Origin of the sequence: Georgenia satyanarayanai, from assembly GCF_009193135.1 — a bacterium.
Taxonomy (GTDB): domain Bacteria; phylum Actinomycetota; class Actinomycetes; order Actinomycetales; family Actinomycetaceae; genus Oceanitalea; species Oceanitalea satyanarayanai.
This window is the reverse complement of the sequence record NZ_VUKC01000003.1, coordinates 225,685-249,629: the sequence shown is the minus strand read 5'-3', so window position 1 is coordinate 249,629 and position 23,945 is coordinate 225,685. Positions and strand designations below refer to the sequence as shown.

Annotated in this window: 19 protein-coding genes and 1 tRNA gene; 10 read left to right on the top strand and 10 right to left on the bottom strand. The window is 74.3% G+C overall.

Features of this window, described 5'->3' with window-relative positions; translation table 11 throughout:
* The first annotated feature begins 77 nt into the window (after positions 1-77).
* The 4 genes from GD632_RS06085 to GD632_RS06070 all read left to right on the top strand — a co-directional run bounded on the left by GD632_RS06085 (position 78) and on the right by GD632_RS06070 (position 5,237).
* Positions 78-1,805, top strand: a complete 1,728-nt coding sequence (locus GD632_RS06085) for an ABC transporter ATP-binding protein (protein WP_152189851.1) — start codon at positions 78-80, stop codon at positions 1,803-1,805.
* Positions 1,802-3,730, top strand: coding sequence for an ABC transporter ATP-binding protein (locus tag GD632_RS06080; RefSeq protein WP_152189849.1), 1,929 nt, complete (start codon positions 1,802-1,804; stop codon positions 3,728-3,730). The genes GD632_RS06085 and GD632_RS06080 overlap by 4 nt, the downstream gene beginning before the upstream one ends.
* Before the next feature lie 178 nt (positions 3,731-3,908).
* Positions 3,909-4,730, top strand: coding sequence for a TrmH family RNA methyltransferase (locus GD632_RS06075; protein ID WP_152189847.1), 822 nt, complete (start codon positions 3,909-3,911; stop codon positions 4,728-4,730).
* A gap of 42 nt (positions 4,731-4,772) precedes the next feature.
* Complete coding sequence (locus GD632_RS06070; protein WP_152189845.1) at positions 4,773-5,237, top strand: hypothetical protein; 465 nt, start codon at positions 4,773-4,775, stop codon at positions 5,235-5,237.
* 138 nt (positions 5,238-5,375) lie between these two features.
* On the opposite strand, the gene GD632_RS06065 is transcribed toward GD632_RS06070, so the two are convergent.
* Positions 5,376-5,903, bottom strand: a complete 528-nt coding sequence (locus GD632_RS06065; protein ID WP_152189843.1) for an OsmC family protein — start codon at positions 5,901-5,903, stop codon at positions 5,376-5,378.
* A 96-nt stretch (positions 5,904-5,999) separates the two neighbouring features.
* Positions 6,000-6,461 carry a tRNA (cytidine(34)-2'-O)-methyltransferase gene (locus tag GD632_RS06060; protein ID WP_152189840.1) on the bottom strand — a complete coding sequence of 154 codons (462 nt, stop codon included), beginning with the start codon at positions 6,459-6,461 and terminating at the stop codon, positions 6,000-6,002.
* Between the two features lie 76 nt (positions 6,462-6,537).
* On the opposite strand from GD632_RS06060, the gene GD632_RS06055 reads away from it, so the two are divergent.
* Positions 6,538-6,978: a hypothetical protein gene (locus GD632_RS06055; RefSeq protein WP_152189838.1), complete on the top strand. Its 441-nt coding sequence runs from the start codon at positions 6,538-6,540 to the stop codon at positions 6,976-6,978.
* 12 nt (positions 6,979-6,990) lie between these two features.
* Here GD632_RS06055 and GD632_RS06050 read toward each other — a convergent pair whose 3' ends face one another.
* From GD632_RS06050 to GD632_RS06040, 3 genes are read right to left on the bottom strand one after another with little or no spacing between them, the layout of a single operon-like run.
* Positions 6,991-8,199, bottom strand: a complete 1,209-nt coding sequence (locus GD632_RS06050; RefSeq protein WP_193311364.1) for an MFS transporter — start codon at positions 8,197-8,199, stop codon at positions 6,991-6,993.
* Positions 8,196-8,780, bottom strand: coding sequence for a YbaK/EbsC family protein (locus GD632_RS06045; protein WP_152189836.1), 585 nt, complete (start codon positions 8,778-8,780; stop codon positions 8,196-8,198). The genes GD632_RS06050 and GD632_RS06045 overlap by 4 nt, the downstream gene beginning before the upstream one ends.
* Positions 8,777-9,304 (bottom strand): YbhB/YbcL family Raf kinase inhibitor-like protein, encoded by a 528-nt coding sequence (locus GD632_RS06040; protein ID WP_152189833.1) that lies wholly within the window; start codon positions 9,302-9,304, stop codon positions 8,777-8,779. The genes GD632_RS06045 and GD632_RS06040 overlap by 4 nt, the downstream gene beginning before the upstream one ends.
* 132 nt (positions 9,305-9,436) lie before the next feature.
* Here GD632_RS06040 and GD632_RS06035 point away from each other — a divergent pair, with 132 nt between their 5' ends.
* Both GD632_RS06035 and GD632_RS06030 read left to right on the top strand, forming a co-directional pair.
* Positions 9,437-10,264: a hypothetical protein gene (locus GD632_RS06035; protein ID WP_452176642.1), complete on the top strand. Its 828-nt coding sequence runs from the start codon at positions 9,437-9,439 to the stop codon at positions 10,262-10,264.
* Positions 10,264-11,862, top strand: a complete 1,599-nt coding sequence (locus GD632_RS06030; RefSeq protein ID WP_152189828.1) for a Y-family DNA polymerase — start codon at positions 10,264-10,266, stop codon at positions 11,860-11,862. Before GD632_RS06035 ends, GD632_RS06030 begins: the two co-directional genes overlap by 1 nt.
* Before the next feature lie 9 nt (positions 11,863-11,871).
* On the opposite strand, the gene GD632_RS06025 is transcribed toward GD632_RS06030, so the two are convergent.
* Complete coding sequence (locus GD632_RS06025) at positions 11,872-13,029, bottom strand: ROK family transcriptional regulator (protein ID WP_193311363.1); 1,158 nt, start codon at positions 13,027-13,029, stop codon at positions 11,872-11,874.
* Positions 13,030-13,156: 127 nt separating this feature from the next.
* On the opposite strand from GD632_RS06025, the gene GD632_RS15910 reads away from it, so the two are divergent.
* Positions 13,157-15,526 carry an alpha/beta hydrolase domain-containing protein gene (locus tag GD632_RS15910; protein WP_193311362.1) on the top strand — a complete coding sequence of 790 codons (2,370 nt, stop codon included), beginning with the start codon at positions 13,157-13,159 and terminating at the stop codon, positions 15,524-15,526.
* Between the two features lie 52 nt (positions 15,527-15,578).
* On the opposite strand, the gene GD632_RS06015 is transcribed toward GD632_RS15910, so the two are convergent.
* Positions 15,579-16,157 carry a protein-L-isoaspartate O-methyltransferase family protein gene (locus tag GD632_RS06015; RefSeq protein WP_226924656.1) on the bottom strand — a complete coding sequence of 193 codons (579 nt, stop codon included), beginning with the start codon at positions 16,155-16,157 and terminating at the stop codon, positions 15,579-15,581.
* Positions 16,158-16,261: 104 nt separating this feature from the next.
* Here GD632_RS06015 and GD632_RS06010 point away from each other — a divergent pair, with 104 nt between their 5' ends.
* Positions 16,262-19,591: an error-prone DNA polymerase gene (locus GD632_RS06010; RefSeq protein ID WP_152189824.1), complete on the top strand. Its 3,330-nt coding sequence runs from the start codon at positions 16,262-16,264 to the stop codon at positions 19,589-19,591.
* 1 nt (position 19,592) lies between these two features.
* Here GD632_RS06010 and GD632_RS06005 read toward each other — a convergent pair whose 3' ends face one another.
* On the bottom strand, positions 19,593-20,969 hold the full coding sequence (locus tag GD632_RS06005) for an AI-2E family transporter (RefSeq protein ID WP_152189822.1): 1,377 nt from the start codon (positions 20,967-20,969) through the stop codon (positions 19,593-19,595).
* 216 nt (positions 20,970-21,185) lie between these two features.
* Between GD632_RS06005 and GD632_RS06000 the strand changes: the two genes are divergently transcribed.
* Positions 21,186-21,271 (top strand) — tRNA-Leu (locus GD632_RS06000).
* A gap of 96 nt (positions 21,272-21,367) precedes the next feature.
* Here the strand turns inward: GD632_RS06000 and GD632_RS05995 are convergent.
* Positions 21,368-22,219 (bottom strand): MBL fold metallo-hydrolase, encoded by an 852-nt coding sequence (locus GD632_RS05995; protein WP_152189820.1) that lies wholly within the window; start codon positions 22,217-22,219, stop codon positions 21,368-21,370.
* Positions 22,220-22,304: 85 nt separating this feature from the next.
* Entirely contained in the window at positions 22,305-23,870 is a 1,566-nt protein-coding gene (locus GD632_RS05990) for a cation:proton antiporter (protein WP_152189818.1), read from the bottom strand.
* Between the last annotated feature and the right edge of the window lie 75 nt (positions 23,871-23,945).

The following is a 23,945-nucleotide window of genomic DNA, read 5'->3' as shown; positions in this document are numbered from 1 at the left end:
AATCGGTCGGGGGATGTCGGTGGGCCGCCTTACCCTTCCTCTGAGCCGACCCACCGGCGGCGAAGCGAAAGGCGGACATGCTCCTCACCCTGCTGCGGCGCCACCTGCGCCCGTACCGCCGCGACGTCACGGTGGTGGTGCTGCTCCAGTTCGTCCAGACCCTCGCGGCGCTCTCGCTGCCCAGCCTCAACGCCGACATCATCGACAACGGCGTCGTCGTCGGGGACACCGGCTACATCCTGCGGGTGGGCGGGCTCATGCTCCTCATCAGCGCCGTCCAGGTGGCCTCCGCGATCGGAGCGGTCTACCTCGGGGCGCGCGCCGCCACGAGCCTGGGCCGCGACCTGCGCCACGCGGTCTTCACCCGCGTCCAGCGCTTCTCGGTGGCCGAGGCGGGCCGCTTCGGTGCGCCCTCGCTCATCACCCGCTCGACCAACGACGTCCAGCAGGTCCAGATGGTCACGCTCATGACCTTCACCGTCATCGTCATGGCGCCGATCATGATGGTCGGCGGGGTGGTGATGGCGTTGCGCCAGGACGTCGGGCTCTCGGCGCTGCTCCTCGTCGTCGTCCCCGTGCTGCTCGGGCTCATCGTCGTCGTCGCGCTGCGCATGGGGCCGCTGTTCAAGCTCATCCAGGGCCGCATCGACCGGATCAACCTCGTCATGCGCGAGCAGATCTCCGGCGTGCGCGTCATCCGGGCGTTCAACCGCCAGCCCTCCGAGCGGCAGCGCTTCGCCCGCGCCAACACGGAGCTCATGGGGACGAGCCTGAGCGTCGGCTACCTCATGGCGCTCATGTTCCCCGCGGTCCAGGTCGTCATCAACGCCTCGTCGGTGGCGGTCGTGTGGTTCGGCGCCGGTCGCATCGACTCCGGTGCGATGGAGGTCGGCTCGCTCGTCGCCTTCCTCAACTACCTCATGCAGATCCTCATGTCCGTCCTCATGGCCTCGATGATGTTCATGATGGTGCCGCGCGCCGCGGTCTCCGCCGACCGTATCGAGGCCGTCCTCGGCACCGAGCCGGCGATCGTCGCCCCCGCCCGGCCGCGCCGGCTGCCGGCCGGGCGCGCCGTCATCGAGCTCGACGCCGTGAGCTTCGGCTACGCCGGCGCCGCCGCGCCCGTGCTCCACGACGTCTGCCTGCGCCTGGAGCCCGGGCGCACGACCGCCATCATCGGCTCCACCGGCTCGGGCAAGTCCACGCTCGTCAACCTCCTGCCGCGGCTCGTCGACGCCACCGGCGGCGTCGTGCGCGCCGGGGGAGTGGACGTGCGCGAGCTCGACCCCGCCGAGCTGCGCGCGCGGGTCTCCGTCGTCCCGCAGCGGGCCTACCTCTTCTCCGGCACCATCGCCTCGACGCTGCGCTTCGCACGGCCCGGGGCCACCGACGCGGAGCTGTGGGCCGCGCTCGAGGCCGCGCAGGCGAGCGAGTTCGTCACCGGCCTGGGGTTGGACGCGCGGGTGGAGCAGGGCGGGTCGAACTTCTCCGGCGGGCAGCGGCAGCGCCTGGCCATCGCCCGCGCGCTCCTCAAGCCCGCGGACCTGTACGTCTTCGACGACTCCTTCTCCGCCCTCGACTACGCGACCGACGCCCGGCTGCGTGCCGGGCTCCCGGGCGCCACGGCCGGGGCCGCCGTCCTCATCGTCGCCCAGCGGGTGGCCACCATCCGTGACGCCGACGAGATCGTCGTCCTCGACGACGGCCGGGTGGTGGGCCGCGGCACCCACACCGGGCTCATGGAGGACAACCCCACCTACCGGGAGATCGTGCTGTCCCAGCTGAGCGCGCAGGAGGCGGCATGAGCCACCACCGTCCAGGGCCTGTCGCCGGGATCCCGCCCGGCGAGAAGTCGGCCAACTTCGGAGCCTCGCTGAGGCGGCTGCTGCGCGCGATGGCGCCGGAGCGGGTGCGGCTCGTCGTCGTCCTGGTCCTCGCCGTCGTCGCGGTCGGGCTGCAGGTGCTCGGCCCCACGCTGCTCGGGCGCGCCACCGACATCGTCTTCAACGGGGTCGTCGGCCGGATGCTCCCGGAGGGGGCCACCCTCGAGCAGGCCGTGGCGGGCCTGCGTGCGGCGGGCCAGGACCAGGTCGCCCAGATGGTCGGCGGCATGGAGAACGTCGTGCCCGGCCAGGGCATCGACTTCGACGCGCTGGGCCGGATGGCGCTCCTCGTGCTCGCCGTCTACGTCGGCTCGGCGCTGTTCCTCTGGGTCCAGGGGCGGATGCTCGCGGGCATCGTCCAGCGCACCGCCTTCCAGCTGCGCCGCGACGTCCAGGCGAAGATCGACCGCCTGCCGCTCCGCGAGCTCGACTCCCGCGCTCGTGGCGACGTCCTGTCGCGGGTCACCAACGACATCGACAACGTCTCCCAGACGCTCCAGCAGACGCTCTCGCAGGTCGTCACCTCGCTCGTCACGGTCGTCGGCGTGCTCGTCATGATGTTCGTGCTGTCCTGGCAGCTCGCGCTCATCGCGCTCGTCACCGTGCCCGTGTCCGCGTGGGCGACGGCGACCATCGCCAAGCGCGCCCAGCCGCACTTCGTGGCTCAGTGGAAGTCCACCGGGGACCTCGGCGGCAAGGTCGAGGAGGCCTTCACCGGCCACGAGCTCGTCACCGCCTTCAACGCCCAGGACTCCGTGCGCGAGGGCTTCGACGCGGACAACGAGCGGCTCTTCGCGGCGAGCTTCCGCTCCCAGTTCATCTCCGGGACGATCATGCCGATGATGGGGTTCGTCGGGAACCTCAACTACGTGCTCGTCGCCGTCGTCGGCGGCCTGCGGGTGGCCTCCGGTGACCTCAGCCTCGGCTCGGTCCAGGCCTTCATCCAGTACTCCCGGCAGTTCACCCAGCCGCTCGCCCAGCTCGCCTCGATGGCCAACCTCGTCCAGTCCGGCGTGGCCTCCGCGGAGCGCATCTTCGACATCATGGACGCCCCCGAGCAGTCGGCCGACCCCGAGCCGGGCAAGCGGCCGCCGCAGGTGCGCGGCGCGGTCCGCCTCGAGGACGTCGCCTTCAGCTACGACCCCGAGCGCCCGCTCATCACCCGCCTCGACCTCGACGTCCGGCCCGGGCAGACGGTCGCCGTCGTCGGGCCCACCGGCGCGGGCAAGACCACCCTGGTCAACCTCCTCATGCGCTTCTACGAGATCGACTCCGGGCGCATCCTCATCGACGGCGTCGACACCCGCGAGATGACCCGCCAGGACCTGCGTGAGCCGATCGGGATGGTCCTCCAGGACACGTGGCTCTTCGAGGGCACGATCAGGGAGAACATCGCCTTCGGCCGCGACGGCGCCACCGAGCAGGACGTGCACCGCGCGGCCGAGGCGGCGAGCGTCGACCGTTTCGTCCAGAGCCTGCCCGAGGGCTACGACACCGTCATCGACGAGGAGGGCGGTGGCGTCTCCGCCGGGGAGAAGCAGCTCATCACGATCGCGCGCGCCTTCCTCTCCGACCCGCAGCTCCTCATCCTCGACGAGGCGACGAGCTCGGTCGACACCCGCACGGAGATGCTCGTCCAGCAGGCGATGACCCGGCTGCGCAGCGGCCGCACGTCCTTTGTCATCGCCCACCGGCTGAGCACCATCCGCGACGCGGACGTCATCCTCGTCATGGAGCACGGCGACATCGTCGAGCAGGGCACCCACGAGGAGCTGCTCGAGGCGGACGGCGCCTACGCCCGCCTCTACCGCAGCCAGTTCGCCGCCCCCGCCCTCGCCGAGGAGTAGCACCCGGCCACCACCACCCGGTCTTCCCTTCCCGCCGACAGCCGACTTGTCGCCGACAGCCGAGTTGTCGCCGACAGCCGACTTACCGCCGACAGCCGAGTTGTCGCCGAGAGCCGAGTTGTCGCCGAGAGCCGAGTTGTCGACGGGAGTCCGGTCTGCCCCACGGCAGAATGGTCCGGTGCCGCTCATCCGCATCACCGATCCCGCCGACGACCGCCTCCTCGACTACACCGGCCTCACCGACCTCGCTCTGCGACGTCGCCTGGAGACCGAGCGCGGCCTCTACATGGCCGAGAGCACGAACGTCATCACGCGGGCGATCCGCGCTGGCCACCGCCCCCGCTCCTTCCTCATGGCCGAGAAGTGGCTGGAGACCATGGCACCGGTCATCACCGGAGCCTGCGGCGCCGACGACGGCGGGTCGGACGTCCCGGTGTTCGTCGCCGAGGAGCCGGTGCTCGAGGCGATCACCGGCTTCCACCTGCACCGCGGAGCGCTGGCAGCCATGCACCGTCCGCCGCTGCGGTCGGTCGAAGAGGTCGTCGGCGGCGCCCGACGCGTGGCGGTCTTCGACGGCATGGTCGACCACACAAATCTCGGAGCCGCCTTCCGCAGCGCTGCGGCCCTCGGGGTAGATGCCGTCCTCATGACGCCCACCTCCGCCGACCCGCTGTACCGCCGCTCGGTCCGGGTGTCGATGGGCACGGTGTTCCAGGTGCCGTGGACGCGCCTGGAGTCGTGGCCCGGTGCCATCGAGCAGGCCCAGCGCCTCGGCTACACGGTGGCGGCACTCGCGCTGAGCGACGACTCGATCAGCCTGGACGAGTACGTCGCCGAGAACCACGAGCGCTCGGCCTTCGTCTTCGGCCCCGAGGGCCATGGGCTCTCCCCACGCGTCCTACGGATGGCCGACCGGGTCGTCCGCATCCCGATGGCCGCCGGGGTGGACTCCCTCAACGTTGCCGCCTCGGCCGCCGTCGTCTTCTACGCGACCCGGTAGCCGACGGCTTCGGGGCGACATAGCCGCTGTTACGGTTCAGTGGTGCTCGCACCACGGAGGGTGCCAACGCTGGCCGCGACGCTGCTCGCCGTCATGATCACGGCCGGCTGCGTCGACGCGGGTCGCGAGACTGCACACTGCGGACCGGTCGACCCGGTGGTGACACCGCGCACCGTGGCGCCCGGGGAGGAGCTGCGTGTCGAGGTCTCCGGCGTCGCCGGAGAGGGCTGCGAGCCTTTCTTGCCCGACGGCGCGCGCTACTCGGTCGAGATCACCTCGGAGGTCCACACCGGTGACACCGACGGGGGGCCCTACTCGGCATTCCTCGGCGACCTCAACCCGGGTGACGACGAGAGCGCGGGCAGCAGCTTCCAGGTGCCGGCGGACTTTCCGGCCGGTCGGGCCGAGGTGTCCGTGAACCTCGAGGGCGCCCGGACACCGTGCGAGACCGACCCCACCATGTCTTGCCCGAAGGATCCCTTCGCCCCGGTGGAGATCGTGGGCTGACCGCCGTTGCCGGTAACTCGGCTGTGGGCGGTAAGTCGGCTGTGGGCGGTAAGTCGGCTGTGGGCGGTAAGTCGGCTGTCGGCGGTAAGTCGGCTGTGGGCGGTAAGTCGGCTGTGGGCGGTTGGGGGCGGGAGGGGGTCAGGCGCGGCGGACGGTGACCGGCGGGGGAGCGGTGAGGGTGCGGGCGACGACGCAGTAGCGCTCGGTGAGCTCGAGGAGCTTGGCAACGGCGTCGTCGTCGGCGTCTGTGTCGAGGTCGACGAGCACCTCCACGGAGGAGAGGCCCACCGGCGCCTCGCGGTCCACCCCGAGGGTGCCGCGGGCGTCCCAGGTGCCGTTGGCGGTGACGCTCGCCGAGCGCAGCTCGATACCCATCGCCGTCGCCACGGAGGAGAGGGTGACGCCGGCGCAGGCGACGAGCGCCTGGAGGACGATGTCCGCCGAGCACGCCTGGGCGCCGTCACCGCCGGTGGCCGGGTGGAGCCCGGCGACGACATCGCCTGCCCACGTCGGCACGGTCGCGGTCAGCGTGCCCTGGTCCACCCGGGCCGTCGCGGTGCTCGTGACGAGCGCGCTGGCCGGGTCCTCCTTGTAGGCGGTCTTGAGCGGGCGCTGGCGGGCGCGGAGGGCGGCAGAGGGGGTGAGGGTCTCGTCGGTCGCGGTCATGGTCGGGCGTCCTCCGTCGGCGTGGGGTCGAGCACCCGTCAGTGGCGCTCCGGCGCGTGAATCAGAACACACGCGTCCGGGCGGGTCAACGAGCGCTCAGGAGCCGGTATACCCGTGCTGGCGCCACGCCTCGTAGACGCCGATCGCCGCGGAGTTCGACAGGTTCATCGAGCGCACGCCCGGCACCATGGGGATCCGTACCCGCTCGGTCACCCGCGGGTCGGCGAGCACCTCGGCGGGCAGGCCGGTCGTCTCGGTGCCGAAGAGGAGGGCGTCACCGGGCGCGTAGCGGACCTCGGAGAAGCCCAGCGTGGCGTGGCCCGTGAAGGCGTACACCCGGCCCGGGGCGACGGCCGCCAGCGCGGCGTCGACGTCCGGGTGGACGAGCACCCGCGCGAGGTCGTGGTAGTCCAGGCCGGCCCGGCGCAGGTGCGCGTCGCTCAGCTCGTAGCCGAGCGGCTCGACGAGGTGGAGGGTCGCCCCGGTGCACGCGACCATCCGGATGGCGTTACCGGTGTTCGGCGGGATCTTCGGCTCGTGGAAGATGACATGGAACACCGGGACATCCTCCCACCGCCGCGCGAGGGGCCGTGCGGAGGACATAACCTCGGCACAGACGGAAGGAGCAGGACATATGGGCAAGGTGACGACGATCCTCAAGGCCGCGGCGAAGTTCGGGCCGGTGGTCTACCCCGTGGTGAAGAAGGGGGCCACCATGCTGCGCGAGAACCCCGAGCTCGCCAAGCAGGCGCAGCGGATCCTCGACGGCCTCACCAAGGCCCGCGCCGCCCGCTCCCGGCCCGAGGGGCTGCGCCGCTCGGTCGACGTCCTGCGCGGGCAGGCCCAGCGCGCCCTCGCCACCGCGTCCACTCCCGGCGAGGTCACCCGGGCCGAGGGCTGGCTCGCCCAGGCCGACAAGCTCGACGGCGCGATCGAGCTCATGGCCCTGCACGACCGCAAGGGCCAGACCACCGACGCCGCCGCCATCGAGGCCCGTGTCGAGGAGCTCTTCGCCCAGATCTTCACCGCCCTGGTCGAGCAGGACGGCGACTCCCCGCGCCTCCCGCCCGCCTGAGGACGGCGGGGGTCAGCGCACCCGCCCGCGCAGCACCCCCGCCAGCAGCAGCGTCCCGACCGCGAGGACCGGCACGACGGCGAGACCCGCGCGCAGGCCGAACGCGTCACCGAGGGCGCCCACGAGCGGCGGGGACACGACAAAGGCCACCCGCATGAGCCACGAGACGATGGTGAGTGCCGTCCCGGCCCGCATGCCGGGCATGTCGTCCGCCGCGTTCATCGCGGCGGGCACGAGGGTGGCCGAGCCGAACCCGGCCAGCGCGAAGCCGGCGATGACGGCGACGGCGGACGGCCCGAGGACCACGAGCCCCATCCCGACGACGATGAGGGCGGCCCCGAGCCGCGCGACGGCGCGCTGGCCGAGGCGGTCGGTCATCGGGTCCCCGAGCACCCGGCCGACGAACTGGGCCCCGACCATCGCGACGAAGGCCAGCCCTGCGAGGGCGGGACCGGCGTCGAGCTCCTGGGTGAGGAAGACCGCCGACCACGTGCTCCCGGCGTCCTCGACCATCGTCCCGCTCATCGCGATGAGGACGAGCGCGGCGAGGAAGACCGGCGGGCGGCGCAGCCACGCGGCCACCGGCCGGCCCGCCGGGGCGTGGTGCCCCTCGACGAGCGGCGGGCCCACCGACATCCCGGCCGGCAGCGTGAAGCGGCGGGCGACGAGCGCGACGAGCACCCAGACGACGCCCGAGACGGTGAGGTGGACGCCGAGCGGCACGTCGTTCGCGGCCGCCGCCGTGCCCATGAGGCCGCCGGTCACCGCGCCCGCGCTCCACACCGCGTGGAAGGAGTTGATGATCGAGCGGCCGTAGCCCCGCTGGACCGCGATCCCGTGGCTGTTCTGCCCCACGTCGGTGATCGAGTCGGCCGAGCCGGCGACGAAGAGCGCGGCGACCAGCATCCACAGCGCCGGCGACCACCCGACCGCGACGAGCCCGGCCGCCGTCAGCACCGTCCCGAGAACGGCGACGTTCGCCGGTCCGAAGCGGCGGATCGCCGCCGCGGCCGCCAGGCCGGAGATGATCGCCCCCACCGGGAAGGCGATGACCACGAGCCCGAACTCGGTGTTGGTCAGGTCCAGGCCGGACTTGATCGCGGGGTACCGCGGCAGGAGGTTGGCGAACAGCGCCCCGTTCGTGAAGAACAGGGCGCCCGTCGCCACCCGGGCGTTGCGCAGGAGGCGCGAGGGCGCCTGCCGGGACGGGGTGGTGCTCACGCCCCGGTGGCCTCCACGGACAGCCCCAGCCCCTCGACCGCCTCGGCCCCGGGCAGCGAGAGGAGCACCTCACCAGGCAGCAGCAGCTTCGAGCGCCGCACCCCGCTGCCGACGATCGCCGGCCCGCCCGCCACCGCGGCGTCCACGAGCAGCCGCCAGTCCGCGGGCACCCCGACCGGCGTGATCCCGCCGTACTCCATGCCCGAGGCCGCGACGGCGCGGTCGGTGGGCCAGAAGGAGGCCTTGCGCACGTCGAGCAGCCGCCGGACGGTGGAGTTGACGTCGGCCCGGGTGGTCGCACGGACCGCGCAGGCGGCCACGCGCTCCTCCCCGGCGCGCTTGCCGGCGACGAGCACGCAGTTGACCGAGGCCTCCAGCGGCAGCTCGTAGGCCTCCGTCATCGCGGCGGTGTCGGCCAACTCGGGGTCGATCTCGGCGACGTGGACCCGGTCGGCCCCCGGCAGCCCCGCGAGGGCGGCGCGCACGGGCTCGGCGAGCAGGTCCGGGCGCAGGAGGGCGGGCACCCAGGTGAGGGTGCCGTACCGCACGGAGCCGTCCGCCGTCGTCGTCGGCTCGCTCACCGCTGGTAGGTGGGGGTGATGACCGCCCGCGCGATGGTGTGGAAGAGGGCGGTGAAGGCGACCTTCGTGGGGCTGTCGTCCGGGTCGAGCTCGAGGGAGTCGGTGTCGAGCGCGTGCACCGCGAAGACGTACCGGTGCGGGCGGTCCCCGGCGGGCGGGGCGGCCCCGGTGAAGTCGTGGGTGCCGGCGTCGTTGCGCACGTGGTAGGCCGCGCCGGGGAGCATGAGGTCGCTCTCGCCCCAGCCCTGCTCGAGCTCGGTGAGGTCGGCGGGCAGGTCGACGACGGTCCAGTGCCAGTAGCCGGCCGGCGTGGGGGCGTCGGGGTCGAAGCAGCTGACGAGGAAGCTCTGCGTCTCGTCGGGGAAGCCGGACCACGCGAGCTGGGGGGAGACGTTGTCCCCGTCGGCGGTGAACATCCGGTCGAAGGGCTGCCCGTCGGTGATGTCGGTGCTCGTCACGGTGAAGGACGGCACGGGCGGCAGCAGGTCGTAGGGTGCGGGTGCAACGGGGCGCTGCAGGTCCATCAAGGCCTCCTCGGGTGTGGGTTCACTCTCAACCTACGGTGCCGAGGCGCGGGACGGCGCGACGGGCACGCCGAGGATGTCGGACCCACCTGTCATGATCGAACAACTGTTCGATAGACTGTGGAGGTGGCGATGACCCCGGCCGAGCGCATGGCGACCGCGCGCCGGGCCCTGGAACGGGCCGAGGCGGCGGCCGGCCTGCGGACGCGGCTGGCAGTCCTCACCGCTGACGACGCCGCGTCCCCCCGTCCCGCGCCCCTCCTTCCCGCCGCGCCGGCTCCCGACACCGTCGCGGAGCCCACCGTCCCGGCGCGGGCGCGCACGGCAGCGGACGTCGACCACCTGCCGGTCCCCTCCGCCCTGGCCGGCTTCTTCCCGCCCGCCGGGCTGCGCCGGGGCAGCGTCGTCCAGGTCGGCGGCTCCTCCTCGCTGCTCCTCACCCTCCTGGCCGCCGCGCAGGGCGAGGGCTGGGTGGCGCTCGCGGCGCTGCCGGACATCGGCCTGCAGGCCGCGGCCGACGCCGGGCTCCACCTGGGCCGCAGCCTTCTCGTGCCCCGGCCCGGGCCGGAGGCCGCCTCCGTGGTCGGTGCCCTCGTCGACGGCGTCGACGTGCTGGCCGTCGGGGACTGCCGGGCCCTGAGCGCCCGCGACCGGCGGCTGCTGTCGGCGCGGCTGCGCACCCGCGGGGCGGTCCTGCTGAGCACGGCGCACTGGCCGGGCGCCGATGTCGTGCTCCGGGCGGGGGAGGCCCGCACCGGTGGTCTCGGGCGCGGCTTCGGCCGGGTGGAGGCGGGGGAGGTGACCGTCCACGGCCGCGGTCGCAGCGGTGTCGCCGGCCGGGTGCGGGTGCGTCTGACCTCCACGGGGCTCGACGTCGTGGCCGACGGCGGCCGCGAGGCCCCCGCTCCGGCCCCCGCCGTGGTGGCCGGTACCGACTCACGGCTGCGGGCGGTGTCCTGATGACGGCGCCCACCGCGGCGCGGGCGGGGACCGGGGGCCCGGCGCTGCGCCGGGCGGTGCTGTGGGTGCCGGACTGGCCGGTGGCCGCCGCCGTCACCGAGGGCGTCGTGGGCAGCCACGAGCCGGTCGCCGTCCACGACTCCCGCGGCGTCCTCGTCTGCTCGGCGGCGGCCCGCGCGGAGGGCGTGCGGGCGGGGATGCGGCGACGCACCGCCCAGGGGCTGTGTCCCGGACTCGTCCTGCTGGCCGCGGACGAGAACCGTGACGCCCGGGCCTTCGAGCCGCTCGTCCAGGCGGTCGAGGACGTCGTCGCCGGTGTCGAGGTCGCCCGTCCCGGGGTGCTGCTCATGGCTGCCCGCGGGCCGGCCCGTCACGCGGGGGGCGAGGACGCGCTGGCCGAGCTGCTCGTCGGGGCGGTCGCGGAGGACACCGGTGCCGAGTGCCAGGTGGGGGTGGCCGACGGCCTGCTCGCGGCCCTGCTCGCGGCCCGGGCCGGGATCGTCGTGCCCCCCGGGCAGGGGCCGGACTTCCTCGCCCCGCAGGACGTGCGTCGCCTCGAGCTCGCTGCCACCACCCGCGAGCGGCGCGCCGAGCTGGCCGCGCTCACCGACCTGCTGCGCCGGCTCGGGCTGCACACCCTCGGGGCGCTCGCCGCCCTGGCCGCGGGTGACGTCGCCGCCCGCTTCGGCACCCTCGGGCTGCTCGCGCACCGCCTCGCCCGCGGCGGGGACGTCTCCGTCCCGGCGCCCCGCCGCCCCGAGCAGGACGTCACCGTGCGCACCGACCTCGACCCGCCCGCCGCCCGCTCCGACGTCGCCGCCTTCGCCGCCCGCTCCCTCGCCGAGGAGCTCGCCGAGCGGCTGCAGCGCCGCGGCGTCGTGTGCGGGCGCGTCCAGGTGCTCGCCCGCACCGAGGACGGCATCGAGCTGGCCCGGACGTGGCGTCTGGACGTCGCGCCCAGCCCCGCCGACCTCACCGACCGTGTGCGCTGGCAGCTGGACGGCTGGCTCTCGGGCCGCAGCGCCCGCCCGCCCAGCGCGCCCCTTGTCCACCTCGAGCTGCTCGCCCAGGAGATCAGCCCCGCCGGCGTGGTGAGCGACGGCCTGTGGGGCCGCCGCGGCCGTGGGGAGGTGCAGGCCGAAAGGGCCGCGCTGCGCGTGCAGGGTCTGCTCGGTGCCGAGGGCGTGCTCGTGCCCGTCCTCCAGGGCGGTCGCGACCCGCGCACCCGGGTGCGGCTGGTCGCCTGGGGTGACGACCCCGTCCCGGTGCTGCGTCCCGACGCCCCCTGGCCCGGCCGGCTGCCCGACCCCGCCCCGGCCACCCTCCTGGACGAGCGCCGCGCCGTCGTCGTCCTCGACGCCGCCGGCACCCCCCTCACGGTGGACGGACGCGTGCGGCTCAGCGGCGAGCCCGCCCGGGTGGTCGACGACGCCGGCAGCCGGGAGGTCGTCGGCTGGGCCGGCCCGTGGCCGATGTGGGAGCGCTGGTGGGCCAAGGGGCGCCGGCGGGCCTGGCTGCAGGTGGCGCTGTCGGACGGCGTCGCCCAGCTCCTCGCCCTCGAGTCGGGCCAGTGGTGGGTGGAGGGCCTGTACGACTGACCGGCGGGCTCAGTCCGGGAGCGAGGCGAGGGCCAGGGCACCGGCTCCCAGCGGGCCCGCGTCGCGCCCCAGCGCCCCGACGACGACGTCAACGTCGGCGTTGAGCGGCAGCACCGTGCGCGCCACCGACTCACGCACCGGGCCCGCGAGCAGCTCACCGGCACCGGCGAGCGCCCCGGTCAGCACGATCGCCTGCGGGTTGAGCGCGTTGCACAGCCATGCCGCGACCTGCCCCGCCGCCTCCCCGGCGTCCCGCAGGGCACGGCGGCACGCCGGGTCGCCGGCCGCCGCCCCCTCGAGCACCTGCCGGGGCGTGGGCAGCCCCCCGTGGTGGACGGCGAGCGTCCGGAGCACGGCCGGGACCCCGGCGTACACCTCCAGGCACCCTCGCCCGCCGCACCGGCACAGCGGACCGTGCGGGTCGACCGGCACGTGCCCGAACTCCCCGGCGCCCCCGCGGCGGCCCGGGTGCACCCGGCGGTCGATCACGACGGCGCCGCCGACACCGGCGTGCAGCTTGAGCAGGACGAGGTCGTCGTAGGGGCGCGCCGCGCCCCAGAGCAGCTCCGCGCGCGCCGCGCAGTTCGCGTCGTTGTCCGCGACCACCGGGACCTGGAGGCTGTCGCCGAGGGCGGCCGGGAGGTCGAGGCCCTCCCACCCCTGGCGCATCCCTCGCGGCCCGGTCGGGCCGGGCGTCACCGCCGGACCGAGCCCCAGGGCCAGGGCGAGCCCGACGCCGAGCAGCGGGGCGGCGCCCGCCCGGCCGGTCAGCTCGCGCACGAGGTCGAGCGTCGCGTCCAGGGCCTCCTCCGCGGCGTACGCCAGCGGCAGCCGCCGCACGGCACCGGGACCGCGGCCGTGGCCGGTGTCGACCACCCGGGCCCGGACGTGGGAGAGGCCGTACTCGACGCCCACCACCTCACCGCGCCCGGCGTCGAGGGCCAGCAGCGTCCCCGGCCGCCCGCGCCCGCGCTCGGCGCGCCCGCCCTCAGGGCGGGCGGCCGCACCGGTCTCCCGGACGGTGCCGCTGCCGACGAGGGCAGCGACGACACCCGAGACGGTCGACTTCGGCAGGCCCGTGCGGCGGGCGAGCTCGGCGCGTGTCAGCGGCCCGTGCTCACGCAGGGCTGCGACGGCGCGCGCGGTGGCGTCGCGGAGATCGGCCATGGGGGAACAGTAGAGGCATTTCGGCCGGAACTGAACCATTGACAGTCGCTTAAGTCACTCCTACGTTCAGTCACGTCCGTATCCAGGCCCCTCGGCCACCCGGCCACCGTCGATCCCGGGAGCACCCATGGCACGCACCCTCACGGCGCTCGTCGCCGCATCCGCCCTCACCTTCCCCGCCCTGCTCGCACCACCCGCCGCGCCGCCCGGGCCCGAGCGCCACGAGTCGCAGGCGGCGGGCGAGACGGTGGCCGCGCCCACCGTGACGGGGCCCGTGCCGCTCACCAGCCCGGTCGGGGACCCCGCCCACGGCTACCCGTTCCTCGCCACCGACGTGGACCTGGACGCCGCAGGCTACGTCGAGGAGGAGTTCCTCGTCTCGGGCGAGGCCACCCGCTACGCCGCGGACGGGCTGTCCGACGCCGTCGTCACGAGTTCCGGCCACCCGTACACGACGCGCCTCGTCGTCCGCCGCCCGGCGCAGGAGGCCGACTTCAACGGCGTCGTCATCACCGAGTGGCTCAACGTCTCCAACCAGTGGGACCAGGAGGTCGACTGGTTCCAGACCCACGAGCACCTCATGCGCGAGGGCTACACGTGGGTCGGCGTCTCCGCCCAGCGTGCCGGCGTCCACTCGGCCACCGGCCTCAAGGCCTGGAGCCCGGACCGCTACGGCTCCCTCGACCTCACCGACGGTGGCACCGTCACCGACGACACCCTGTCCTACGACGTGTTCAGCCAGGCCGTGAAGGCGCTGCGGGACCCGGCGGGCACCGACCCGCTCGGGCCCCTCGACCCGGAGTACGTCATCGCCACGGGACACTCGCAGTCCGCCGGGCGCCTGCACACCTACTACAACAGCGTCCAGCCGCTCGCCGACATCCTCGACGCCGTCGTCCTCCACGGCGGTGGCGGCACGGTCCGCACGGACCTCGACACCCCGCTGTTCAAGCTGAACTCCGAGGGTGACGTCGCCATCGACCTCCTCGGGGCGGCCCAGCGTCAGCCGGACTCGGACGTGCTGCGCACCTGGGAGGTGGCCGGAGCCTCGCACGGCGACTGGAAGCTCATCACCGACTACGGCCCGCTCCGCCTGCGAGACATCGGCACCCTGCCCGGCGGCCACCCCGACGTGCCGCAGACCTGCGACCTGCCCTCCCTGTCACGGGTACCGCAGCACCAGGTGCAGGCGGCCGTGTACGACCACACCGTCGCGTGGGTCGCCCACGGCGTCAAGCCCCCGACCGCGGAGCCGATCGAGCTGGACGCGGAGGGGGAGATCGTCCGGGACGAGCTCGGCCTCGCCCAGGGCGGCATCCGCCTGGCCGCGCAGGACGTGCCGATCCGCGTCAACAGTGGCGTCAACTCCGGTCCCGGGTTCTGCTTCCTCGACGGCAGCTCGGCCCCGCTGCCCGAGGACGTGCTCGCCGAGCTCTACCCCACGCCCGAGGCCTACGCCGAGCAGGTCGCCGCCTCCACCGCCCACGCGGTGGAGCAGGGGCACGTGCCGGCGAACGTCGCCGTCGACCAGGCGTGGTACTCCGACCTCTCCTACCTGGTCGGTGACCTCGCGGCGGAGGACCGTCTCTCCGAGGCGCTCGCCGGCGACCTCACCACCGCGGCCGAGCAGGCGCTGCGGTACGCCGACGACGGCGAGCTCGACCTCGCCGTCGAGCAGCTCGAGCGCGTCGTCGCCCTCGTCGGCGGCTCCGACACCGACGCGGCCGCGAAGGCGGCCGTGCTGCGCCAGGCCCAGGCCGCCCTGGCCGTGCTGCCCGAGCGCGAGCCGGAGCCGGAGCCCGAGCCGGGCCCGCAGCGCTACGGGTTCTTCCTCAACAACAACTGGGACGGGCGGGCCGACGTCGTCTTCCAGTACGGCCGGCACACCGACGAGGTGCTGGTCGGCGACTGGGACGGCGACGGCACGGACACCCTCACGGTGCGCCGCGGGAACCGCTTCTACGTCAACAACGCCGCCCGTGGCGGGGACGCCGAGCGCGTCGTCCTCTACGGCCGGCCCGGGGACACCGTGCTCGTCGGTGACTGGGACGGTGACGGTCGGGACACCTTCGCGGTGCGCCGCGGGGCGGAGTACCACGTGCGCAACACGATGGCCTCGGGCGCCGCGGACGTCGTCGTCCGGTACGGCCGCGCGAGCGACACGGTCGTCGTCGCCGACTGGGACGGCGACGGCGTCGACACGCTGGCCGTGCGCCGCGGGGCGCGCTACCACGTGAGGAACGCCATCGCCGGCGGGGACGCCGACGTCGTCCTCACCTACGGCCGCCCGGGCGACATCACCCTCGCCGGTGACTGGGACGGGGACGGGCGCGACACCTTCGCCGTCCGTCGCGGGGCGACCTACCACGTGAAGAACACCCTGACGGGCGGGGACGCCGACCGCGTCCTCACCTACGGCCGCGCCGATGACGCGGTCCTCGTCGGTGACTGGGACGGGAACGGCACCGACACCCTGGGCGTGCGCCGCACCCCCTGACCGGGTGGGACGCACCGAGGCCCGCATCCCGTTCACCGGGGTGCGGGCCTCGCTACGTCGAGTCGCGCAGCGGGACGAAGCGGTAGGTGCCGAACGCGCGCGTGGTGAGCTCGCCGCCGGTGAGGTCGGCGACGACGAGGTCCCCCCGGACGGGGATGACCATGCGGCCGCCGTCGGTGAGCTGGTCGACCAGGGCGCGCGGGAGCCGGCGGGCCTCGGCGGACACGAGGATGCGGTCGAAGGGCGCGTGGCGCGGAAGGCCGAGCTCGCCGGGCACCGCGGGCGCGATCCCGGCGGGGACGCCGGCGGCCGCGAGGTTCGCGCGCCCGGTCTCCACGAGCGCCGGCTCGAGCTCGACCCCGCGCACCTCACCGCCCGGTGCGACGAGCCGGGCGAGGATCGCCGTCGTCCACCCGGACCCGGAGCCGACGTCGAGCACGCGGTGGCCCGGCCGGGCGTCGAGGAGGGTGAGCATCCGCGCCACGGTGCTCGGCTGGGAGCAGGTCGCGTGATGACCGATGGGCAGCGGCTGGTCGGCGCCGGCGAAGCGGTGCTGGTCCGGCGGGAGGAACGTGCGCCGGTCGACGGCCCTCATCGCCTCCCGGACCCGCTGCTCGACGTCGTCGCCCACGTGCGTTCTCCGCGGGCCGTCAGTCGGTGCCGTCGGAGGGGGGCACAACGCCGCTGCCCGCGGCGAGGCGCGCCCGGGCGCGGTCGACGGCGTCGGCGGTGCTCATGGACCGACGGTACTCCGGGGCGGGAACCCGGGCGCTGGGACGACCGCCCGAGGCGTACACTCGAACACATGTACGACAGGTGGTTGCGGTGACCCCGCGCTACGCCGAGCTGCACGCGCACTCGGCCTTCAGCTTCCTCGACGGTGCCAACCAGCCCGAGGAGCTGGCGGTCGAGGCCCACCGCCTCGGCCTGTCCGCCCTGGCCGTCACCGACCACGACGGCCTCTACGGCGTCGTCCGCTTCGCCGAGGCCGCCCGCCGGATCGGGCTGCCCGCCGTCATCGGCGCCGAGCTCACCCTCGGTGCCGCCGAGCGCGCCACCGGCCAGATGGACCCGCCCGGCACCCACCTCCTCGCCCTGGCCCGCGGGCCGCAGGGCTACCGCAGCCTGTCCCGCGCCATCGCCGAGGCGCACCTGGCCACGGGGGAGAAGGGCCGCAGCGACTACCGTCTGCCGGCGCTCGCGGCCGCCGCGGGCGGGGAGTGGCTCGTCCTGACCGGCTGCCGCAAGGGGGCGGTGCGCCGCGCCCTGGAGACCGGTGGCCCGGGTGCCGCCCGCGCCGCCCTGGACGAGCTCACCGCCCTCTTCGGCCGGGACAACGTCGCCGTCGAGATCACCGACACCGGCGACCCGCTCGACTCCATCCGCAACGACGCCCTCGCCGAGCTCGCCGCCGCGGTGCACCTCCCGCTCGTCGCGACCGGCGCCGTCCACTGCGCCCGCCCCGCCGACCAGCCGCTCGCCGACGTCCTGGCCGCCATCCGCGCCCGCGCCACCCTCGAGGAGATCGACGGCTGGCGCCCGCCCACCGCCGCACACCTGCGCTCGGCGGCGGAGATGGCCGCGATCCACGCCCGCCACCCGCAGGCGGTGACGACGGCCGCGGACCTCGGGGCCGAGTGCGCCTTCGACCTCGCACTCGTCGCCCCCAACCTGCCGCCGCACCCGGTCCCGCCCGGGCACACCGAGGCCACCTGGCTGCGGGAGCTCACCTACCGCGGTGCGGCCGAGCGCTACGGGCCGCGCGGGGCCGAACGCATCCCCGGTGCCTACGCGATGATCGAGCACGAGCTGCAGGTCATCACCGACCTCACCTTTCCCGGCTACTTCCTCATCGTCCACGAGATCGTCAGCTTCTGCCGCGAGCAGGGGATCCTGTGCCAGGGCCGCGGCTCGGCCGCCAACTCCGCGGTGTGCTTCGCCCTGGGGATCACCGCCGTCGACGCCGTGCAGCACCGGCTCCTCTTCGAGCGCTTCCTCTCCCCGGGACGCTCCGGCCCGCCCGACATCGACCTCGACATCGAGTCCGGCCGCCGCGAGGAGGTCATCCAGTTCGTCTACGTGCGCTACGGGCGCACCCACGCCGCGCAGGTCGCCAACGTCATCTCCTACCGGCCCCGCTCGGCGGTCCGCGACGCCGCCCGCGCGCTCGGCTACGACCTCGGCCAGCAGGACGCGTGGAGCAAGTCCATCGAGCGGTGGCGCAGCCTGCGCGCCCCCGACGACGGCGGGGACGCGCGCGGGGCCCGTGACGGTCGCGGGCCCTCACCCGCCGACGACGTCACCGGCATCCCCGACGACGTCCTCGACATCGCCGAGCGGATGCTGCGCCTGCCTCGCCACCTGGGCATCCACTCCGGGGGGATGGTGCTGTGCGACCGCCCGGTCGTCGAGGTCTGCCCGGTGGAGTGGGCCACCATGCCCGGGCGCACCGTCCTGCAGTGGGACAAGGACGACTGCGCCGACGCCGGCCTGGTGAAGTTCGACCTCCTCGGCCTGGGCATGCTCACCGCCCTGCGCCTCGCCTTCGCCGAGGTCAACGCGCACGCGGCACCGGGCACCCCGCCGGTGGGCCTGCACTCCCTGCCGCAGGAGGACCCCCGGGTCTACGACCTCCTGTGCGCGGCGGACACCGTCGGCCTGTTCCAGGTGGAGTCCCGCGCCCAGATGGCCACCCTGCCGCGTCTGCGGCCCCGGAACTTCTACGACATCGTCGTCGAGGTCGCGCTCATCCGCCCCGGCCCGATCCAGGGCGACTCGGTCAACCCGTACATCAACCGCCGTCGGGGCCGGGAGGAGGTCACCTACCTCCACCCGCTGCTCGAGCCGGCGCTGTCGAAGACGCTGGGGGTGCCGCTGTTCCAGGAGCAGCTCATGCAGATCGCCATCGACGTCGCGGACTTCAGTCCAGGGGAGGCCGACCAGCTGCGCAAGGCGATGGGCTCCAAGCGCTCCACCGAGCGGATGGAGGCGTTGCGCGGACGGCTGCTCGAGGGCATGGCCCGCAAGGGCGTCACCGGGGACGTCGCGGAGCAGATCTACGACAAGCTCAAGGCCTTCGCGGACTTCGGGTTCCCCGAGTCCCACGCCTTCTCCTTCGCCTACCTCGTCTACGCCAGCGCGTGGCTCAAGGTCCACCACCCCGAGGCCTTCTACGCGGCGCTCCTCGCCGCCCAGCCGATGGGCTTCTACTCACCCCAGACCCTCGTCGCCGACGCCCGCCGCCACGGCGTGCGGGTGCGGCGGGCGGACGTGCAGACCTCCCAGACCCAGGCCGTGGTGGAGCACACCGGGGAGGAGGCGCCCGGGGAGGACGACGGCGGTCGGCTCGTGCACCCGCACCCGCACCTGGCGGTCCGGCTCGGGCTGGCCCCGGTGCGCGGCGTGGGGGAGAGGACCGCCGAGCGGGTCGTGGTCGAGCGCGAGGCGCACGGTCCTTTCGCCGACATCGCCGACCTCGCCCGCCGCGTGCGGCTCACCGCCGCCCAGCTGGAGGCCCTGGCCACGGCCGGCGCCCTGGACTGCTTCGGCCTGGATCGGCGCGCGGCGCTGTGGGCCGCGGGGGTGCTGGCGGGGGAGCACGCCACCCTGCCCCACACCGCAGTCGGGTTCGAGGCGCCGATGCTGCCGGGGATGGACGAGCTGGAGACCGCCGTCGCCGACGTGTGGGCCACCGGCGTGTCCACCGACAGCTTCCCCACCCAGTTCCTGCGTCCCGAGCTCACCGCCCGGGGGATCGCGAGCATCGCGGGGCTGGAGCGGTGCGAGGTGGGCAGCAGGGTGGAGGTGGCCGGCGTCGTCACCCACCGGCAGCGGCCGGGGACGGCGGGCGGCGTCACCTTCCTCTCCCTCGAGGACGAGACGGGGCTGCTCAACGTCGTGTGCAGTCCCGGGCTGTGGGCGCGTTACCGGCAGGTGGCGCGCACGAGCGCGGCACTCGTGGTGCGCGGGACGGTGGAGCGGGGCGACGGTGTGCTCAACCTCGTCGCCGACCACGTGCGCGACCTCCCGCTCCGGGTGGCCTCACGCTCCCGGGACTTCCGCTGAGTCAGGCCCGCACGTCGCCGGTGGGGACGTCGTCGCTGGCCTCGGCAGCCTCGGCGCGCTCGTTGTGCCGCTGCCGCCGCCGCTGGATGCCCTCGGCGATGCCGCGGGGGTCGGGGAGGTCGCCCTCGACCGGGGGGTCGGGCACGTGGAGGGCGGAGTAGACCGCCCAGATGACGGCGAGGATCGGGATGGCGATGATCGCACCGAGCAGGCCGGCGAGGAAGGTGCCCGCCGTGACGCCGAGGGCGACGACGACGGGGTGCAGCGAGACCTGCCGCCCCATGACGAGCGGCTGCAGCAGGTGCCCCTCGATCTGCCCGATGAGCGCGATGCCGATCGTCACGATGAGTGCGTCCACGATGCCGCCGGCGGCCAGCGCGACGACGGCCGCGATGATCATCGCCAGGGGCGCGCCGATGAGCGGGATGAAGGCGCCGATGAACACGAGCACCGCGAGCGGGGCCGCGAGCGGGACCCCGACGATCGCGAGGAGGATGAAGGCGAGGACGCCGTCGGCGGTGGCGATGATGACCGTGCCGCGGGCGTAGCCGGCGAAGGTGTACCAGCCCGAGCTGGCGGCGCGGTGGACGCTCTCGCGGGAGCGGGCCGGCAGCTGGTTGATGAACCAGCGCCACATGTCCCCGCCGCGCAGGAGGAAGAACACCGTGACGAAGATGCTCAGCGCGAGGACGGTGAAGATGAGGGCGACGGCGCCGGCGTTGCTCAGCACCTGCCCGGCCAGTGTGCCCGCGTTCTGCGACACGTAGTCCTGGGCCTCGGCGACGAGCCCGTTGATCCAGTCGTAGATCTCGGCCTGCGTGAAGTGGACGGGCAGCGGTCCCGTCTCGAGGAACTCGAAGATGTCGTCGATGCCCTGCCCGAACTGGTCGGCGAGGTCCTCCCACTGCCCGGCCACCGAGGTGATGACGTAGGTGAAGATGCCGGCGACCACGGCGAGGGAGCCGAGCATGGCGACGGCGGTGGCCAGCGCACGTGGCATGACCCGGGCGAGCGCGCTCACCACCGGGTACAGGACGGAGCTGATGACGAGGGCGAGGAAGACGGCGATGAAGACCGCCTGGATGCGGGTGGTCGCGAAGACGACCATCGCGACGACGATGACGATCCCGATGAGCAACCACGCCATGAGGCCGTAGCGGCGCAGCCAGCGCGGCACGTCGAACGGATCGCGATCGGCGTGCTTCGCCCGTTCCGGCATGCGGCGCACCGACACCCGTGCCGCCGACGACGACGCGCGGGGCATCCGTGCCGCTCGCGCCAGGCTCCGGTCGGACGGTGCGGACGACGGCGCGGCACCGCCCTCGGGCAGGCCACCGGGCTGCGGTCGGCTGGTGCGGACCTTGCCGAAAAGCCTCATCCGGGCGGCCTCCTCGTGTGCGGGACGTGCCCAGTCTCGCGCACCGCGGGGCTCCCAGCCCGGCGACACGACCGACCTCGCGCCCGGACGCCGGGACGGCCGGTCGTGGCACTCGCCACACTCGACCCGGAACGGCCGCCGGAGTTCGAAACGGCCCTCATGACCGTGCTATCTTTTGGGACGTCGCCAGCGGCTCGGGTCGCTGAGACACCACTCGTCCGGGTGGCGGAATAGGTAGACGCGCTAGCTTGAGGTGCTAGTGCCCGTATTAGGGCGTGGGGGTTCAAGTCCCCCCTCGGACACAGAGGCAGGACCCGCAGGATCCAGGCGAGAGCTGGGGTCCGGCGGGTCTTTTCCGTTGCCGGGGCAGGAAGCGCCACACCCGGGCGCCGGCCCCCTCAGGTCAGGTGGTCGTTGCGGCCGCTGACCCACTCGATGTACCGCTGCGCCGAGCGCTCGACGACGTCACCGGCACCGGCGGGGACGAGCCCGCGGAAGTTGTTGTAGAGCCGCTCGAAGCCGAGGCGGGCCACCTGAGCGGCGATGCGCCGGACCACGGCCGCGGAGAGCGGGATGCGGTTCGGGTAGCTGCGCAGGAAGCTGACGGTTCGCCCCTCGGGACCGGGGAAGATGCCGTCACCCGCGAGGAGGACTCCCTGCCCGTCCGCTCCGCTGAGGAGCGCGACAGTGCTGCCGGGGAAGTGGCCGCCGATCTGCTCGAGGCGGACGCCGGGCACGATCTCGTGGGTCTCGTCCCACAGCCGTACCGCCGGCGTGCGGAGCGGGAGGAAGGAGACGTCGGCACGGGCGACGAGGACGGGCGCGTCGTCGAAGGCCCGGCTGTACAGCGACTGCACGCCGTACATGTGCGGGTGGCTCGCGACGACGGCCGCGAGCCCGCCGTGGGACGCGATCGCCGCGACGGCGGAGTCGTCGATGAGGCCGGGGACGTCGAACAGGACGTTGCCGTGCTCGGTGACGACGAGCTTGCCGGTCTGCCCGATGCCGACGGTGGGGGCGGTGCCGATCCCGATCAGCCCCGGCTCGAGCTCCTCGACGACGGTGCGGTGCCCGGCCGCGGCCAGCTCGCCGACGGTGGTCCAGGCCTGGCCGCTGCGCGGCACCCACTGCCGCTCGTCGTCGCAGATGACGCACACGTCGGGGAGCGGCGCGTGACCGTACTCGACGGCGCAGGTCGCGCAGACGACGTGGTCCGCGGCGTCGCGCAGCACGGCGGTCCAGACACCCATGCCGGTCTCCTCGTCTCGTCGCGGAGCCCCGAGGGTAGCGCCAGCTCACCGGCGCGGGGACGGACATGCGGCACGTCCGGGAGGTTCAGCGGCGGCTGCGGAGGTCGAGCTCGCGCAGCACCCGGTCGGCGACCTCCGGGTCGGTGCCGGGCTCGTTGCGGGCGCGCACGACCTCCTCGCGGGCCACCCGGAACGCCTCGGCCTGGAGGACCGTGGCGACCTTGCGGCGCTTGCGGAACGCCCTGATCCGCTCGCTGTACTCGTCCGGGAGCTCTCCCGCGACGGCGTCGTCGAGGAGGCCGAGCGCGTGCTCGACCCGTGCCGCGACCTCCTCCGGCAGCTCACCGGACCGGCTCTGCTCGCGGATGTGCGCCACCGCCGCCCGGGTGGCCCGCTCGATGAGCTGACGCTCTGCGCGCTGCTCGGTCTCGTGCGCACCGCGCACGCCGAGCATGCGCACCAGCGTGGGCAGGGAGAGGGCAGGCAGGACGAGCGTGACGAGGACGACGGCGGCGGCGATGACGAGGATCTCCGGACGGGACTCCAGCGGTCCGTCGGCGCCGACCGTGGGGATGGCGAGCGCCAGGGCGAGGGTGGCCAGTCCGCGCATCCCGCCCCAGGTGAGGATGAGCGACTCCTGCCAGGTCCGCGGCGCCACCCACGGGTCGCGCGCCCGGCGGTGGAGGAGGAGCAGCACGAGGAGCCAGCCCGCGCGGACACCGACGACGACGGCGCACACGAGCGCCGCGTGCCCGACCATGCGCCCGAGGTCGGGGCCGGCGTCGGCGACGACCTGGTAGAGCTCGACCCCGACGAGGCCAAAGGCCACACCCGTGACGAGGAGCTCGATGACGTCCCAGAACGCGCGCCCGGTGAGCCGGTCCTCGACGTCGTCGCCGCCGCGCGTGCTCGCCGTCTGGACCGCGGCGACGACGACGGCGACCACGCCGGACGCGTGCAGCTCCTCAGCGAGGATGTAGACGGCGAAGGGCAGGACGAGCGTGATCGCGTTGCGTCCGGCGACGTCGGCGACGCGGTCCGACAGCCACCCGCCGGCGGTCGCCGCGACGAGCCCGATCACGACGGCGAGCACGAGCCCCAGCGCGAACTCCCCGACGACGTCGAGGCCGAAGGGCCGGCCCGTCTGCGTCGCGGCGATGGCCGCGGTGAAGACGACGATGGCGACGGCGTCGTTGAACAGCCCCTCGCTCTGGAGGGTCGTGGTCAGGCGCCGGGGGATGCCCACCGGCCCGGCGATCGCCTCCACCGCCACCGGGTCGGGCGGCGCGACGGCGGCACCGATCGCGATCGCGGCGGCGACGGTGACCCCCGGCACGACGGCGACGACGGTCCCCGCGACCGCGGCGATCGTGATCGTGGTCAGCACGAGGGCCAGCCCGACGACGGCGCGCCACCGGCCCCGCAGGAGCGACCAGGAGGTGCGCTGCGCCGTGGCGTACAGGAGTGGTGGCAGGAAGAGCGGCAGGATGAGGTGGGGATCGATGGACACCCCGCGCCAGGCGGGGACGAACCCCACGAGAGTCGCCATGACGACCATGAGCGCCGGCCACGGGAGCCCGAGCCTCTCACCGACGCCCACCAGGACGATGGCGCCGAGCATGAGGACGATGACCAGCACGAGGAGGTCCATCGGCACAGGGTAGTGACCGCCCTCGGACGCAGCGGTGGGGCGGATGTGACTGTTGTGACGGATGGGACAGCGCCG